This is a genomic window from Paracoccus versutus, assembly GCF_000763885.1.
GTDB classification, from domain to species: domain Bacteria; phylum Pseudomonadota; class Alphaproteobacteria; order Rhodobacterales; family Rhodobacteraceae; genus Paracoccus; species Paracoccus versutus.
On record NZ_JRKO01000013.1, the window covers coordinates 69,166 to 85,603 of the forward strand.

At 65.7% G+C, this 16,438-nt stretch carries 14 protein-coding genes and 1 pseudogene; 7 read left to right on the forward strand and 8 right to left on the reverse strand.

All coding sequences use genetic code 11. The annotated features are described in order from the left end of the window. The 4 genes from IT40_RS07575 to IT40_RS07590 all read right to left on the reverse strand — a co-directional run bounded on the left by IT40_RS07575 (position 1) and on the right by IT40_RS07590 (position 3,093). On the reverse strand, positions 1-756 hold the full coding sequence (locus IT40_RS07575; RefSeq protein ID WP_208021339.1) for an amino acid ABC transporter ATP-binding protein: 756 nt from the start codon (positions 754-756) through the stop codon (positions 1-3). 47 nt (positions 757-803) lie between these two features. After that, complete coding sequence (locus IT40_RS07580) at positions 804-1,526, reverse strand: amino acid ABC transporter permease (RefSeq protein WP_036752659.1); 723 nt, start codon at positions 1,524-1,526, stop codon at positions 804-806. A gap of 3 nt (positions 1,527-1,529) precedes the next feature. Continuing rightward, positions 1,530-2,189 carry an amino acid ABC transporter permease gene (locus IT40_RS07585; protein WP_036752662.1) on the reverse strand — a complete coding sequence of 220 codons (660 nt, stop codon included), beginning with the start codon at positions 2,187-2,189 and terminating at the stop codon, positions 1,530-1,532. 61 nt (positions 2,190-2,250) lie between these two features. Further along, positions 2,251-3,093, reverse strand: coding sequence for a transporter substrate-binding domain-containing protein (locus tag IT40_RS07590; RefSeq protein ID WP_036752665.1), 843 nt, complete (start codon positions 3,091-3,093; stop codon positions 2,251-2,253). Positions 3,094-3,335: 242 nt separating this feature from the next. On the opposite strand from IT40_RS07590, the gene IT40_RS07595 reads away from it, so the two are divergent. The 4 genes from IT40_RS07595 to IT40_RS28460 all read left to right on the forward strand — a co-directional run bounded on the left by IT40_RS07595 (position 3,336) and on the right by IT40_RS28460 (position 11,437). Continuing rightward, a complete protein-coding gene (locus tag IT40_RS07595) occupies positions 3,336-4,325 on the forward strand; it encodes a LysR family transcriptional regulator (protein ID WP_036752668.1) in 990 nt (329 codons plus the stop codon). Between the two features lie 342 nt (positions 4,326-4,667). After that, positions 4,668-9,794, forward strand: a complete 5,127-nt coding sequence (locus IT40_RS07600) for a RecQ family ATP-dependent DNA helicase (protein ID WP_052095787.1) — start codon at positions 4,668-4,670, stop codon at positions 9,792-9,794. A 571-nt stretch (positions 9,795-10,365) separates the two neighbouring features. Beyond that, on the forward strand, positions 10,366-10,794 hold the full coding sequence (locus IT40_RS07605; RefSeq protein WP_116171156.1) for a metallophosphoesterase: 429 nt from the start codon (positions 10,366-10,368) through the stop codon (positions 10,792-10,794). 454 nt (positions 10,795-11,248) lie between these two features. Further along, complete coding sequence (locus tag IT40_RS28460; protein ID WP_157034067.1) at positions 11,249-11,437, forward strand: hypothetical protein; 189 nt, start codon at positions 11,249-11,251, stop codon at positions 11,435-11,437. A gap of 187 nt (positions 11,438-11,624) precedes the next feature. Here the strand turns inward: IT40_RS28460 and IT40_RS28465 are convergent, their stop codons facing one another. The 4 genes from IT40_RS28465 to IT40_RS07625 form a co-directional block, all read right to left on the reverse strand. Then, positions 11,625-11,897: a hypothetical protein gene (locus IT40_RS28465; protein WP_036752670.1), complete on the reverse strand. Its 273-nt coding sequence runs from the start codon at positions 11,895-11,897 to the stop codon at positions 11,625-11,627. Positions 11,898-12,611: 714 nt separating this feature from the next. Next, a complete protein-coding gene (locus tag IT40_RS07615) occupies positions 12,612-13,019 on the reverse strand; it encodes a carboxymuconolactone decarboxylase family protein (protein WP_036752673.1) in 408 nt (135 codons plus the stop codon). Positions 13,020-13,070: 51 nt separating this feature from the next. Beyond that, positions 13,071-13,370: a DUF1330 domain-containing protein gene (locus IT40_RS07620; RefSeq protein WP_036752676.1), complete on the reverse strand. Its 300-nt coding sequence runs from the start codon at positions 13,368-13,370 to the stop codon at positions 13,071-13,073. Next, a complete protein-coding gene (locus IT40_RS07625; protein ID WP_036752679.1) occupies positions 13,367-14,074 on the reverse strand; it encodes a GntR family transcriptional regulator in 708 nt (235 codons plus the stop codon). Before IT40_RS07625 ends, IT40_RS07620 begins: the two co-directional genes overlap by 4 nt. Positions 14,075-14,174: 100 nt before the next feature. Here IT40_RS07625 and IT40_RS07630 point away from each other — a divergent pair. The 3 genes and pseudogenes from IT40_RS07630 (at position 14,175) to IT40_RS29510 (ending at position 16,375) form a co-directional block, all read left to right on the forward strand. Further along, positions 14,175-14,776, forward strand: a pseudogene (locus IT40_RS07630) (amino acid synthesis family protein). A gap of 52 nt (positions 14,777-14,828) precedes the next feature. Next, a complete protein-coding gene (locus IT40_RS07635) occupies positions 14,829-15,791 on the forward strand; it encodes an alpha/beta fold hydrolase (RefSeq protein ID WP_279432826.1) in 963 nt (320 codons plus the stop codon). Beyond that, positions 15,788-16,375, forward strand: coding sequence for an ABC transporter ATP-binding protein (locus IT40_RS29510; RefSeq protein ID WP_208021334.1), 588 nt, complete (start codon positions 15,788-15,790; stop codon positions 16,373-16,375). The genes IT40_RS07635 and IT40_RS29510 overlap by 4 nt, the downstream gene beginning before the upstream one ends. Positions 16,376-16,438: the final 63 nt, after the last annotated feature.

Sequence of the window (16,438 nt, forward strand, 5' to 3'; positions counted from 1 at the left end):
TCAATGGCTTGGGGTGGAAAGGTCGGCGGGCGCCGCCACCTCGTGGATCTGGGCGAGGAATTCCCTCAGCCTGGGGTTCTGCGGGTCACCCAGCACCTGCCGGGCCGGGCCCTGTTCGGCGACCAGGCCGCCGTCGAGGAAGATCACCCGGTCGGCGACATGGCGGGCAAAGCCGATCTCATGCGTGACGATCACCATGGTCATGCCGCTGTCGGCCAACTCGCGCAGGAACAGCAGCACCTCCTTGACGATCTCGGGGTCCAAGGCCGAGGTCGGCTCGTCGAAGAGCATCAGCCGCGGCTCCATGGCCAGGGCGCGGGCGATGGCGACGCGCTGCTTCTGGCCGCCCGACAGGGCCGAGGGATAGGCGTCCTCCTTGCCGGCAAGGCCGAAGCGGGCCAGAAGCGCGCGGGCCTGGCGCTCGACTTCCTCGCGCGGGCGGCGCTGCACCTTGATGGGGCCGCGGGCGATGTTCTCCAGCACGGTCATGTGCGGCCACAGGTTGAACTGCTGGAACACGAAGCCCATCATCGGCCGCAGCTGGTCGATGCGCTTGTGCGACTGCATCCGCACCTTGCCGTCGCGGCCCGGCTCGCGGCCGATATGGGTGCCGTCCACCTCGACGAAGCCGCCGTCGGGAAAGGTCAGGTAGTTGATGCAGCGCAGGAGCGTGCTCTTGCCGCAGCCCGAGGGGCCGATGATGCAGACCACCTCGCCCGCCGCGACCTCGAAGCTGATGTCGCGCAGCGCGGTCATGGTGCCGAAGGACTTGGCGAGGTTCGAGACTTTCAGAAGGGGATGGGTCACTTGCTCCTCCGCATTCCGAGCTGGAGATACTTGTCGGCCAGGCTGTGGCGGGCCTGCTGGCTGCCCTGCGCGGCGCCGGCGGCGCGCTCGACCCGGTGCATGCCATGGGCGAAGGCCGAGGTGATCAGCCAGTAAAGCGCCGCCGTGGTCAGGAACACCTCGAACGGGGCGAAGGTGGCGCCCTGGACCACCAGGCCCTGATAGGTGATCTCGGCCACGGTGATGGTGGACAGCACCGAGGTTTCCTTGATCATCGAGATCGCGGTGTTGGTCGAGGGCGGCAGTAGCAGCCGCAGCGTCTGCGGCGCCACCACCTCGCGCATGCCCATGAAATAGGACATGCCGACGGCGCGCGCGGCTTCCAGCTGGCCCTTGGGCACCGCCAGCACCGCGCCGCGGATCACCTCCGAGAAATAGGTGCTGGCATAGAAGGCCAGGGCGATGCCGCCGACCACCGGCTCGGGCAGGCGCAGCCCCATGAAGGGCAGGCCGTAGAAGAAGATATACAGCACCACGATGAAGGGGATGTTGCGGAACCATTCCACATAGGCCCCGGCGATGGCGCGCAGCCAGCGGCGATGCGACAGCGCCATGATCGCCACCGGGATCGCCAGCAGGAAACCCGCGGCGATGGACAGCAGGGCGACGACCAGCGTCATCCACAGCCCCGCGGCGAAAAGCGGCCAATTGTCGAGAATGACGGAGAAATCGAGGGTCATGACCTATCCCCTGCGCGCGGCGAAGCGGGTTTCGATGCGGCGGCCCAGCTGGCTGATCGCCAGGTTCAGCGCAAACAGCACGATGGCGGCGGCCAGGAGCGCCTCGAGCGGGCGGAAGGTGGTGTTGGCGATCTGCTGGGCGGTGCGCAGCACCTCGACCACGGTGATGACCGACAAAAGCGCGGTGCCCTTGACGATGGTGGTCAGCTCGTTGACCAGCGGCGGCAGGATGCGGATGTAAAGCTGCGGCAGGATCACCCGCGTCCAGATCGTCCGCGCCCGCACGCCCAGGGCGATGGCCGCCTCGACCGGGCCGGGATCCATGCCGGCTAGGCCGCCGCGCATGATCTCGGTGATGAAGATCGAGCTGTTCAGCGCGATGGCCAGCACCCCGGCCTGGATCGGCGTCAGGTCCAGCCCCAGCGCCGGCAGCCCGTAATAGAACAGGAAGATCTGCACCAGGATCGGCGTGCCGCGGATGAAGCTGATCAGCACGCCGATGGCGCCGGTCAGCAAGCCGATGCCGGTGGTGCGCAGCACGGTCAGCACGGTGCCGCCGATCAGCGCCAGCAGCATCGCGCCCAGGGCGATGGTCAGGTTGGTGAGGGCTGCGGGCAGCAGCCGGGGGAAGGCGTCACCAAACGCCAGAAGGTCGAAATCCACGGGCTTCCTCCTGCTTCTGCTCGGCCTGTGCCGCGGCCCCTTGCCAAGGGCCGCGGGGCCGTCAGAGCGCCCCTTCGGGCAGATAGCCCGTTTCGGGCAGCTCGTAGGTCATGCCGAGCCATTTCTGCTGCAGCTCGGCAAAGCGGCCGCTGGCCTTCAGCTCCAGGATGACGGCGTTGATGGCGTCGCGCAGGTCCTTGTCCTCGGGGCGCACCACCCAGGCGTTCAGGCTTTGGGTATCGGCCGCCTGCCCGACCAGCTCGAACACGCCCGGCCGTTCGTTCATCAGGTTCTGCAGCACCGGCAGCCCGGCCATGGCGGCATCCGCCGTGCCATTGGCCACCGCCAGGAAGGAATCGTTGAAGGTGGGGAACAGCTTCAGCTCGGCGAAACCCTGGCCCTCGGCCTTCAGCCTTTCGTCCAGCGCCTTGGCGACCGGATCGACGGCCGAGGCGAGCTGCGTCGCCACCACCTTGCCGGCCAGATCCTCGACGCCCCCGATGTCGCCGTTGCCGGCGCGCTTGATGGCATAGGCGGTGCTGTCGGCGATGGGCAGCGTATAGGCATAGCGCGCCGCCCGTTCCGGGTTGATGCCGACCGAGGTCGCCACGAAGTCGAACTTCTGCGCCAGCAGCCCCGGCAGGATGCCCTGGAACGGCAGGTCGAGCTGCTTGATCTCGACGCCCCAGGCCTTGGCGATCTCGTCCAGCAGGTCGCGGCCGAAGCCGGTGATCTGCCCGTCCTTGACGAATTCAAAGGGCGGATAGGCGGCCTCGGTGCCCACGACCATGGTGCCGGTGCGCCTGATCTTCTCGAAAGTGGTCTCGGCCAGAGCCGGCACTGCGCTCGCCAGGGCGATGGCGATGCTGACCGACAGGCCGGCAAAGGTGCGGCGGGTGATCATTGTCAGGCTCCTCCCTTGTCAGATGATCTGAGCCGTGGATAAGGCGAATCCGCCCCTTATCAAAAACAAAAATCATTCTCCGGTCACACGCCGGAAAACTCGCCTCCCCCGATGGGTTTCCATTAATTCTATTATTTACAGGATTGTGTCCCAGAAACACCCGCATATCCGGCACGATTCCGGCTTGCCATCATCCCGAAAATTCCTGATCATCATTCCCTAGAATCATGGTTTGACCCTTCATGTGCGCTGCCGACCCCCTCAGCCCCCCGCCGCGCCTGGCGATAGACCTGCATGCGCTTGAACTGTATCTCGCCGTCTTCGGCTCCGGCAGCATGACCGCCGCCGCCGAGCGCATGCAGCTGACGCAATCGGCCGTCTCCCGGCAGATCCTGCGGCTCGAGGCAGAGCTGGGCGTGCCGCTGTTCGACCGCACGTCGCGGCCGATGGTGCCGACGCCCGCCGGCCGGCGGCTGGCGCAAAGCGCCGAGCGGCTGCTGTCGCAGGCGGCATCGTTGCGAAACGAATTGCTCGACGCCAACCAGACGACCCTGACCCAGTTGCGGCTGGGGATCATCGATTCGCTGTCCGATCCGCTGGTGCCGCAGCTGATCAAGGCCATGCGCCACACCATCGACGCGGTCTCGATCTTCAGCGGCTTCATGGAGCCGCTGCGGCAAAAGCTGATCAGCGGCGACCTGGACGCCGTCATCTCGGCGGACCCTTTCGACGATCTCGACCGCTTCGACCGGCACGAGCTGTTCTCCGAGCAGTTCATCGCGTTGCTGCCCAAGGAGGTGCCGCCGTTCCGCGACGAGGAATCGTTTCGCCGTTTTGCCACCACCTCGCCGATGATCCGCTCGGGCGCCACCACCGGCATCGCGCGGCGGGTCGAGCAGCAGTTCCGCCGCACCCGGCTGGAGGTTCCGCATGCCTTCGCCTGCGACACCATCGATTCCATCATCAGCTTCGTTGCGGCGGGGCTGGGCTGGACCATCCTGACGCCAAGCTGCATCCGCAAATGCGCGCACCATGTGCCGTTCCTGCAGATCCTGCCCCTGCCCGGCCCGGCCTTCGCGCGGCGGATCTATCTGGTGACCCGCAGCGGCGAATTGACGGCGTTGAAACCGTTGCTGGTCCAGACCTGCCGCGCGATCGTCGCCACGCAATATGTCCCGGCTCTCAGCGCCCTGGCCCCATGGCTGGGCACCGCCGTGACGGTGGCGAAATAAGCCACGACCTTGGGGGCAATATGACCGCGCGCCAGATCGAAACCGCAGCAGAGCGCGCCCCTGCTCAGCCCCCGCGCCGGATTCCTTCGCGGGGCCTGAGCGGCAAATGGCTGGAAATCCGTCTGCCGGCGAAGCTCGTGCCATGCAGGCCGGGTCGTCACCGGGCGCCTGTCCCTGGGCATGGGCATTCGAACATGCCGGAATGCAAGCCGCCCCTCTTCGCCAGGCGCCGGCATTGTCGCCAGAAGAATGCGGCGGCATCCGGCACCGCCGGGGCGACCCGAAAGCTGCGGCGATGTTGCGATTGCACGAAGCGCAGGAATTGTATTCCCTTTGCTCAAGATGGATGAGCAATGCACCACGACCGCCGTATCGGACCGCCACCGCTTTCTGCGGCAATGCCTGTCGATCGACCTGGAGGTCAACCCCAGGACGGCGCGGATCTTTGCCTTCGCCGCGGTCCGTCACGGCATGGACGGCGCGATCCGCGCCGAAGAGGGGCAGCTTGAGAAGGGGCTCGATCGTCTGGAAGAGGCGCTCGACGGCATCGCGCACCCGATCGGGCATAATTTCCTGCGGCACGATCTGGCGCATCTCGTGGCTGCCCGGCCGCGCCTGTCGCGGATCATGCAGGCGCCCATCGACACGCTCTGGCTGAACCCCCTCGCCTTTCCGCGCAATCCCTATCACCATCTTGTCAAGCATTATCAGGACGGGCGCCTGCAGGCTGGCCATGTGAACGACCCCGAGCTCGATGCGAAGCTGGTCTTCCAGGTGCTGGAGAACCAGCTCAAGGCCTTCAGCGACCTGAATGCCCAAACGCCCGATGCATTGACCGCCTATCACTGGCTGACCACGCGCAAGGATCTGAGCCGGGGATTCGACGCGGTGTTTGGCCATGTGCGGGGCGCCGGGCTACCCTCTCGGGAACAGGCCTTCGCCGCGATCCGCCGCCTTGCGGAAGGCAAGACCTGCAAGCAGCGCCTCGAGCAGGAACTGGACCGGCTGGCCAGCCCCGACCGCGGCTGGCCGATGGCCTATGCCCTGTCCTGGATCTCGGTCGCCGGCGGGGATTCGGTCATGCCGCCCTGGGTTCGGGCCCAGTTCAGGGAGGCCTCGCTGATCGTGCGAGAGCTGAGGGACGGCTCCTGCCAGGATCCCGGATGCGGATGGTGCGCGGAACAGAACGACCCGGTCAAGGCGCTCCGGCGCTGGTTCGGCTTCGATGCCTTCCGGCCGCAACCCGCCGACGAGAGGGGGCGCTCGCTTCAGGAACGCATCGTCGGCGAGGCGATGGACGGGCGGAACCTGCTGGGCATCCTGCCCACGGGCACCGGCAAGTCCGTCTGCTACCAGATCCCCGCCCTGTCGCGGTTCGACAGAACCGGCGCCCTTACCGTGGTCATCTCGCCCCTGGTGGCGCTGATGGCCGATCAGGTCCAGGGGATGGAGCGGGCCGGGATCTCTTCGGCCGTGACGATCAACGGGATGCTGTCGATGCCCGAGCGCAAGGACGCGCTCGACAGGATCCGCATGGGCGATGCCGCAATCCTGATCATCTCGCCCGAGCAACTGCGCAGCACCTCGATCCGCTCGGTGCTGCAACAGCGGGAAATCGGTCTCTGGGTTCTGGACGAGGCGCATTGCATCTCGAAATGGGGCCACGACTTCCGGCCGGACTACCGTTATGTCGCGCGCTTCATCCGCGAAACCGCCGGGGACGGGCCGCCGCCGATCCTTTGCCTGACCGCCACCGCAAAGCCCGAGGTCGTGCGCGACATTCGCGAGCATTTCGAAAGCCGCGTCGGCGTCGAGCTGTTGCTTCTGGACGGCGGTGCCACGCGAGACAACCTGAGTTTCGAGGTCCGTCCGACGGGGAAAGAAAGGAAGCTGGCCGACATCTTCGAAGTGATCTCGGACATGCTGCCCGCCGAAGGCCGCTCGGGCGCCGTGGTCTATTGCGCGACCCGGAACGCGACCGAGCGGGTCGCCGCGTTTCTGAAGCACCAGGGCATGGCGGCCGAGCATTTCCACGCCGGCCTCGGCGCCGACGACAAGAAGGACATCCAGGAACGCTTCCGAACCGGAGAATTGCGGGTCATCGCAGCCACCAACGCCTTTGGCATGGGGATCGACAAGCCCGACATCCGCCTGGTCGTGCATTGCGACATTCCCGGCTCGCTGGAGAACTATCTGCAAGAAGCCGGTCGGGCCGGTCGGGACCGGGCCGATGCCAATTGCGTGCTGCTTTATGCCGCCGACGACATCGAGCGGCAATTCCAGCTTTCGGCACGCTCGCGCCTGGCCCGGCACGAGATCGGCGCGATCCTGCGGGCGATCCGCCGGATCGACGAACGCACCCGCAAGACCGGGACGGTCGTCGCCACCTCGGGCGAGATCGTCCGCGAGGAAAAGGACCGCGAATTCCAGCGCGACAGCGCCACCGAAGACACGCGGGTCAAGACGGCGGTGTCCTGGCTCGAAGAGGCGGTGCTGCTGCGGCGCGAGGAGAACCGCGTCCAGATCTATCCCTCCTCGCTGAAGATCCGCACGCTCGACGAGGCCGAGAGCCGCTTGCGCGGGGCCCAGATCACCGAGGCCCGGCGCAAGGCCCTTGTCGCCATCGTCCGGCATGTGATGAACGCGCCGCCGGACCAGGGCATCTCCAGTGACGAGCTTTGCGGCGCGAGCGGCCTCACGCCGGGCCAGCTGAACAAGGCCATGGCCGATCTGGAGACCCTGGGCATCGCCAGCAACGATCTGGCGATCACCGTCTTCGTCCATATCGGCATCGAAGGGCATTCCGCCGCCCGCCTTGCCGAGGCGTCGGATCTGGAGAAAACCCTGATCGCGCTGATGCGCGAGGCGGCCCCCGATGCCGGGCGGTCCGAACCCGTCCCGCTGCACCTGTCGGAGACCTGCCAGACCCTGCGCGACGGGGGGCATAAGGAGGCACGCCCCGACATCGTCGAAAAGCTGCTGCGCGGCATGGCCCGCGACGGACGGGACCAGGATGGCGGCCGTGGCAATATCCGGCTGAGAAAGGCGTCGCGCAACACGCTTGCCGTCGCGCTCGAACGGTCCTGGCGGATCATCGAGCAGACGGCGGAACTGCGCTGGAAGGCGGCGGCGGTTCTGCTTGGACATCTGGCCGGCAAGGTCGGCAAGGGGATCCGGGGCAAGGACATCCAGGTCGAAACGAAGATCGGCGATCTCCTGAACGCCATGGCCGCGGATATCGAGCTGAAAGCCAGCGGCGTCAGGGACATGACCAAGCTCATGGAACGTGCGCTTCTGTGGCTGCACGAACAGGGCATCGTGACATTGGGCAAGGGGCTCATGATCTTCCGCCCGGCGATGACCGTCCACCTGAACCCCAAGGGCGGACCCTTCACCAAGGAACATTTCCTGCCGCTCGAGGAACATTACACCGAGCAGACCGTGCAGACCCATGTGATGGCTGCCTATGCCGAACGCGGCCTGGTCGACATGGACGAGGCGGAACGCCTGTCCGCGGACTACTTCACCCTGGACCAGGACAGCTTCCTGCACCGCTGGCTGCCCGGTCGGGGCCAGGACATCCGCCGGCAGACGACCGGCACCTCCTGGAAGGCCATCGTCGAATCGCTGGGAAACCCGGTCCAGCAGCGGATCGTCACCGATACGCGGGAAAAGACCAATGTCCTGGTGCTGGCCGGTCCCGGCTCGGGCAAGACGCGGGTGCTGGTGCATCGCATCGCCTTCCTGCTGCGGATGCGGCGCGAAGATGCCCGCGGCATCCTGGTGCTGACCTACAACCGCCATGCCGCCACCGAGATAAGGGCGCGCCTGCGCCATCTGGTCGGCGACGATGCAAACGGCGTCACCGTCTCGACCTGCCATGCCCTGGCCATGCGCCTGGTCGGCGCCAGCTTCACCGGCCAGAAATCCGACGACCGCGATTTCGACGGCATCGTCATGGAGGCGGTCCGCCAGCTGAACGGCGAGGGCCTGGGCCGGGCCGAGGCCGAGGCGCAGCGCGATGCGCTGATCCAGGGCTATCGCTGGATCCTGGTCGATGAATACCAGGACATCGGGCGCGAGGAATATGCGCTGATCGCGGCGGTGGCGGGCCGGTCGCTGGACGACCCGGACCTTCAGCTCAGCCTGTTTGCGGTCGGGGACGACGACCAGAACATCTATGCCTTCGCGGGGGCCTCGATCGACTACATCCGCAAGTTCGAGGAGGACTACCGCGCCCGCCCGGAATTCCTGGTCGAGAACTACCGCTCGACCCGGAACATCGTCGAGACCGCGAACGCCGTCATCCGGCCGGCGCGGGACCGCATGAAGGCCGATCACGACATCACCATCGACAGCGGCAGGGTGATGGAGCCTGCGGGGGGTGTCATGGCCCGGCATGATCCCGTCGCCCAGGGTCGCGTCCAGCTGCTGGACTGTCCTGCCGGTGAAATCCCCCACGCCATGGCCGCGCTGGACGAATTGATCCGGCTGTCCCGCCTCGATCCCGAATTCCGTTGGGACCGGGCCGCGATCATCGCGCGGCAATGGAAGCGGCTCGGCCCCGTCCGGGCCTATGCCGAGACGCTGGGGATCAAGGTCGAGCTGGCCAGCGAAAAGCCCCCCGGCCTCTGGCGCCTGCGGGAAATGCAGGCCCTGGTTGCGGACCTGCGCCGCGAACCCGGCAGGGTGATGACGATCGCTGATATCCTGGATCTGCTGAACGCGCAGGTGCCGAGCCGGTGGATCGACCGCATCGCCGAGGGCATCGCGGCCCTGGCCCGCGAGTTGGGAACAGGCGCGATGCCGGCGCTGGATGCCATCGAATGGCTGGCCGAATGGTCGCGGGACAGCCGGGGCGAACAGCGCGGATTGCTTCTGCTGACCGGGCATCGCGCCAAGGGGCTGGAGTTCGATCACGTCGTGATCCTGGACGGCGGATGGGAAAACGCCAACCGTGGCGAGGATCAGGACGCCCCCCGCCGGCTGTTCTATGTCTCGATGACCCGCGCGCGCCAGACGCTTGCCATGACCACCACCGGCCGGCATGCGTTCCTGCAGCCAGGGGGCGACGGCATCCTGCACCGCCCGGTGCGCGTGGATCTCGGAAATGGCCTGCCGCCCGAAAGGCATTACGAACTGCCAAGCCTCGAGGCGGTCGATCTGTCCTTCGCCGGTCGTCTTGCGCCGGGACATCCCGCCCATGCGGCCATTGCCAGCGCCCGCTCCGGCGACGAGCTTCACCTGATCCGCGATGATGGTCGCTGGAGCCTGCGAGACCGTCGCGGCCGTCCGCTTGGCCGCATGGCGAAAGCCTGGCAACCACCCGAGGGCATGACCTTCCTGAAAGGTTCCGTCGGTGCCGTCGTGCGCTGGCGGAAGACCGACAACGAGGAAGCCTACAGGGAATGGATCAAGCGGGACGAATGGGAAACCATCCTGCCCGAGCTTGAATTCACCCGCGATTAAACGGGGCAAGGCTTGTTCGCCCTGTCCAGATTCGGAGGCTGGATCGCCCCAGCCCCTTCCGCGATCAGATGGTGAAACCCTCCAGACCTCTCCAGGCGGATATGCGCGACGACGGGCGGACGCATGCATTCATGGCCAGCACCATCGCGCTTGGCCGCGCCGGGAGCCATCGCCACGCCGCTTTCGAAAGCCGATCGCCCGGTCAACGCCAGATCGAGATTTCGGGCGAGAGGGCGAACTGATCTCCTCCAGAAGCGCCGGCACGCAGCTGGAACTGCCCTATTTCGAGCGTTCGACATGAGTTGGGTGATCTCGGTGCCGACCTCGAACGACGGGTGCCGGCTGCCCGACCGCTGTCCGGCCACTGTCCGCCGGTCCGGCTGCCGGAGCCAACTGCGCCGACCTGGCCTGCTTCGAGGGCCGCAAGCGTGACGCGGCGCGCCCTGCCCCGGCGTCACCCCGCCGGACGGTCTGGTGCGGCTCAAGCAGCTGCTTGCCGCCCAGGTGGCGGCGGTCCGCTCTCCCAACGCGGACGACCTGGCGGCCCGGAACGACAAGGGAGGGTGGTGACATGCGCATTCTCGTGGCCGCAGATCTTCACCTCGACTTCTGGCTGCAGGCCGGCCGCGATCCGCTCGCGGCCCTTGATGCGGAGTTGCTCGCCTCGCTCGATGCGCTGATCGTCGCAGGCGATCTTTCGAACAAGCCCAAGGTGCGCTGGCCGCATATGCTCCGGCACCTGGGTCGCTGTGTCGAGCCAGGCCGGATCCATCTCCGGCCCGGCAACCGCGACTATGACAACCATGCGCTGGACGGCGACGACTCGCTGGCAGCGATCTGCGCCGGGGCCGGGGCGCATTCCTGCAGAAGGCGGAACTCGTCCTCGGCAACCTGCGCTTCCTGTGCTGCACGCTCTGGACGGATTTCGCCCTGCGCGGCGATCTGCGCCTGGGCGATGATGGCGGCGCAGCGTGACGATTGCCGCTATCGCATCAGCTAAGGCTACCGCCGACACGGCGCTTGCCCATGCCGATCACCGGACATGGCTGGAAGGGCGCCCTTCCCGGCCTCACCATCGTCGTCGCCCATCACTGTCCGCATCCGGGCCTGATCGGCGGGCGGCGCAGCAATCTGGATCCGGTCTATGGCTCGGATATGCTACCGCTCATCGAGCGATATCAGACCGACAAGGTTCCGATCATATCAATGATACAATTACTGCCTCCCAGGGGTCCGTGCGCCGCTATACCGTAGAATATCGCCTCGTGAACTGCAGGGCTTGAAGTGTCATGTGCACTGCCAAGACAATAATAATGGCCGGGTCCATTTCCATGGCACCCATCCACGGTTTTCGGGGCCATGCATCCGGTTACGCTTACGCCGGGCATGCCGGAAATATTGTTCAGGAATGCATTTCCCCCATGCTCCGGTGCCGAGGTGGCTTGGCAAGCACCATGATCGGCCTGCAGAAGGTGTTGCTAACGGCCCCGCATTCCCCATGGCAATCGATCTTCTCGCTTCCACCGCTGGCAATCTTGAAAACACCGGGCGCCACCTCATTCGCCATCGAGATGCCGGGAAGACTGACGGCGATAGCTGTGGTTTTTGCCAAATCACCTCTGATGATCATTTCCACCTTTTAGCTGGGACTTTCCCTACCAGTTATATTCGAGGGGGAAACACCTCTGGACAGCGGAAACCCGTGGACAGCCATCAGCTTCCACAGCAAGAAAGCAGGAGGAGGATTATCGAAAAACTCTATGAATCACCATATGCCTGGACGAACATCGCCTCGTTTCACCGGAAAATCAGATCCCAGCACGGCGATGCTCACCGCAGACCAAGCTCGGTTGGGGGGATAATAGCCATCCAGAAGGTCGTTTCGATTCCGAGCATCGCGCCGACAGCGGCAAAGAAGGCAATAAGGCGATGGAAACGGCCTTCCCGCAGCTCGAATTCGTGCTGGCCACGACGGGCAACGTGCAGACCCAGGTCAACAACGTCGAGGATCTGATCGCCCAGCAGGTCGACGCGCCAGTGATCCTCCCGCTGGCCGAGCCGGTCAAAGCCGCCAAAGCACGCGGCATCTTCTTTCAGCACCAATGCGACATCTGCTGCGCGTCATCCTCTGATCCGGTCCCAGGATGTCGGGATAGGAATGACCCTAACAGGCTGCTGAAAAAGGATTTTGAGAGGGCGACGCAGCGGAAATCGTTCTGGATCCAGCTGATATCGGCCCGAAAATAGGGTGTTTTCGGCAAATTTGAGGCGGATTTCCCGGTTCCCCGCCCGCGCTGTCCTGTCGCAAGGACTTTTTCACCAGCCTGCTAAGTTACCCACAGAGCCGCTCCCCTAGTTCTTGCGCTTCATCTGCAGCCCGGCAGCCTTGGCCGGGTTGCACCACTCCCGAATTGATCCCCTGGTGACAGATACGCCGCCGCCCGGCGATATCATAAAGGCGTTACGGCGCGCTCTGGTCGAACGGCTGGTCGCGACAGGATGATGCGATGCGCTTGACCGGGATCCTTCCCAGATTGCGGCAAGAAGGATATGGCTGCAACATAAAAAAGTGGATGCGCCGAGAATCAGCCAGCGCAGCACCCGTTCACGGCGGCCGTCGAGCGGATTCCACTTGATTCAGCAGCGGAGAGGTCAATGCGGCTTTCGCAAATCAGGTCGCCGAACATTCCAGCGAGAGGCGCCGATTATCCACAATGACATTCGCCTGAGATCGTTACCGAAACAGCGGCCGGGCTTCATGTCAATTGCAGGCATCCGCGCGCCCAAATCTCCGATATGATAAAGTGGCACTTCACCCTATTTGTCTTCATTCGGTTTTGGGACGGCTCCTTCGGCCACCAGGATCTCATGCGCGGCCTTGAAAGCGTCAAGGCCTGCCGGGATGCCGCAATAGGCGGTGGCGTGCAGCAACGTAGCGCGGATCTCGTCCACGGTGACGCCGTTGTTCAGCGCACCCCGCACATGCAGCTTGATCTCGGGGGTGCGGCCAAGCGCGGTCAGCATGGCAAGGTTCAGCAGGCTGCGCGTCTTGCGGTCCAGGGTTGGATCGCCCCAAGCCCAGCCCCAGGCCCAAGCCGTGGTCGCCCGCTGGAACGACATCATGAAGTCGTCCGCCCGCTGCATCGAGCCATCGACATAGTCCGCGCCGAGCACCTCGCGCCGGATCGGCAGGCCCTTGTCGAACAATTCCTGGTCTTCGGCCATCGCGATATCCCTTCTCGCTTGATCATTCGCCGGCCTCCTAGCCGACCTGCATCAGGACGACGGTTCCGAAACGCCTTCCACGATAACGACATGCACCTCGCATGCGCCGTTCCGGCGAGCACGGGCTTCCCGATATTCCGGGGAATGAAAGCAGGCGCGGGCGCGGACCAGATCGGGAAACCGGATCACCACATGGCGCTGGAGGGCCGGGCCTTCCAGGGTCTCGGCTGCCCCGCCCCGGACCAGAAACTCGGCGCCGAACTTCGCGAAAGCCGCGGGCGCCAGCGCCTGGTATCCGGCATAGGCCTCGGGATCGAGAACGGTGACATGGGCGATCCGATAGGCGCTCATTGCCCCATCCTCTGGTCATCCTTGTTGGCCACATGCAGCAGCTTGCTTGCGATTTCCGCGGCTTCGGTCAGGTGCTCGCGCACGGCTTCGCCTGCCCGGTCCGGGTCTTGCGCGAAAATGGCCTCGGCAATGCGCTGCATCCGGGCCTGGCCCGATACATGCCGGTCGGTCGAGGCCAGCGTCAGCGCCCGAAGCCGCGAAATGCGCCCATTGAGGCGCTGGACGATCTCCCAGGCGATGTGATGCCCGGCGGTGACGAAAATGACCTCGTAGAACCGCGTCGTCGCATCGTAGAGCACCTGGGGATCGTCGGATAGAAAGGCCTCCTTGAGGCGCTGAAGCGCGGCCTGCAGATCGGCACGGGCGGACGTGTCGAGAAGCCTGGCGCAATCCGCCGCCGCCGCCGCCTCCAGCCGGAGACGGATGTCATAGATCTGCCGGGCCTTGTCCCAGTCGAGGGTCGCGACGATCGGCCCTTGCCGGGGCTGGATCTCGACCAGGCCCTCGGCCTCCAGATAGCGGATCGCCTCGCGGATGACGGATCGCGACACGCCCAGTTGATCGACCAGCGTCCGTTCGACGAGCCGGTAACCGGAAGGGAAGCGCCCCGACATGATCGCGGCCCGCAAGCGCTCCACCGCAAGTTCGCGAAGCGTCTGGGGAACGTGCTCGATGCGCAGGCTGGCATGTTGTTCGTTTGTCATGGTGCCAGATTAACGCGGCTGGAATGCCAAGACAATGTCTTATTGACATACGGAATGTTGGCATACCATCTTCCGGTCATTGAATCGCTCTAAGGCTGCCATGATAGCGGAAATCCACATCACCTTGCTGAATATCGAGACCACGCTGAGCGAAGGCGGCCGCACGGCATCGCAGCCTTTGAAGCTGATCACTGCCGCCGCCGTGCTGAAGAATCCCTGGGCGGGGCGCGGCTATGTCGACGACCTCAAGCCGGAAATCCACGCCGTCGCCCCGATCCTGGGCGAATTGCTGACGAATATGGCGATCGAGGCCGCCGGCGGCGGCGACAAGGTCGAAGCCTAGGGCAAGGCCGCCGTGGTCGGCCTCGATGGCGAGGTCGAGCATGCCAGCGCGCTGATCCATACCCTGCGCTTCGGCAACCAATACCGCAGCGCGGTGGGTGCGAAGTCCTACCTGGCCTTCACCAACACCCGCGGCCCGGCGCACGCCCCGATCATGATCCCGCTGATGGACAAGAACGACGAGGGCCGCCGCTCGCACTATCTGGCGATCCAGTTCGCGATCCCGGATGCCCCGGCCGCCGACGAGATCGTCGTCGTGCTCGGCGCCTCGGTCGGCGGGCGCCCGCATCACCGTATCGGAGACGCCATCAGGACCTGAAGGATCTGGGCCATGATGTCTTGAACCCTGCCGCTGTCTGACGGCGCCTCCGTCCGGCTGATCGAGGCCGGGCGCGGCGAGCCCCTGCTGCTGATCCACGGCGTCGACATGCGGGCCGAGGCCTGGGAGCCGCAGATGGCCGCCTTGTCGGCGCATCACCATGTCATTGCCGTCGACATGCCGGGGCACGGCGCTTCGTCCCTGCTGCCGGCGGCTGCGCGCCTGCCCGATTTCGTCGCCTGGGCGGCGCGACTGGTCGAGGCGCTGGACCTGGGTCCGGTCAATCTGGCCGGCCACTCCATGGGCGCGCTGGTTTCGGCGGGCCTGGCGGTCGAGCGTCCCAACCTGGTCCGGCGGCTGGCATTGCTCAACGCGGTCCATCGCCGCTCGCCCGAAGCTCGCGCCGCCGTCCTGGCCCGCGCCGACGAGATCGCGCGCCGATCCGCGCTGGCTGCAGGCCGCCTTCACCTCGGCCAAGATCGCCGCCATCGTCAAGGTGCTGTCCGTCGCCATCGGCCTGCTGGCCTCGCTGGCGCTGGTGCGCGGCCGGTTCCGCGGGCGGGCGGTGCTGCGCGGCTTCTTCCTGACCCCGATGGTGCTGCCGGTGGTCATCATCGCGGCGCGCTTTGCGCCGCCTTCCTGCGGCTGGGGCTGAACGGCACGCTGGTGGGCTTTGTCATCGCGCATCTGATCGTCGCCCTGCCCTTCGCGATCATCACCATCTCGGGCGCGCTGGAAACCTTCGCCCCCTCCATCGAGGATGCCGCGATCCTCTGCGGCGCCAGCCCCTGGGAGGCGCGCTTCCGCGTCACCCTGCCGGCCATCAGCCACGGCCTGTTCTCGGCCGCGATCTTCTCGTTCCTGATCTCCTGGGACGAGGTGGTGCTGGCGATCTTCATGGCCTCGCCCACGCTGCAGACCCTGCCGGTCAAGGTCTGGACCACGCTGCGCCAGGACCTAACGCCGGTGATCGCCGCCGCCTCGACCCTCCTCGTCCTTCTGACCGTGGTCCTGATGATCGCGGCCGCCCTGATCCGCAAAGGCAAATCCCGATGACCAGCCCCTACCTGCACATCAACGGAATTCGCAAGACCTTCGGAGACGTCGTTGCCACCGACCATGTCGAGCTGGAAATCGGCGAAGGCGAGTTCATGACCTTCCTCAGCCCCTCGGGCTCGGGCAAGTCGACGACGCTTTACATCCTGGCCGGTTTCCAGGATCCGACAGCGGGCGACATCAGGCTGCGCGGCAAGTCCATCCTGCGAACGCCCTCGCACAAGCGCAACATCGGCATGGTCTTTCAGCGCTACACGCTGTTCCCGCATCTTTCGGTGGGCGAGAACGTGGCCTCTCCCCTGCGCGTGCGCCGCGCGCCGCAAGCCGAGATCGCCGCCAAGGTGAAGCGCGCCCTGTCCCTGGTGCGCCTGGACGGTTTCGCGGACCGGATGCCCGCCAACATGTCCGGCGGCCAGCAGCAGCGCGTCGCCCTGGCCCGTGCGCTGGTCTACGATCCGCCGGTCCTGTTGATGGACGAGCCCTTGTCCGCTCTGGACAAGAAGCTGCGCGAGGAAATCCAGTATGAGATCCGCCGCATCCACCAGCAGACCGGCGTGACCATCCCCTACGTCACCCACGACTAGGAAGAGGCGCTGCGCCTGTCCGACCGGATCGCCGTCTTCAACCGCGGCAGGATCGAGCAGGTC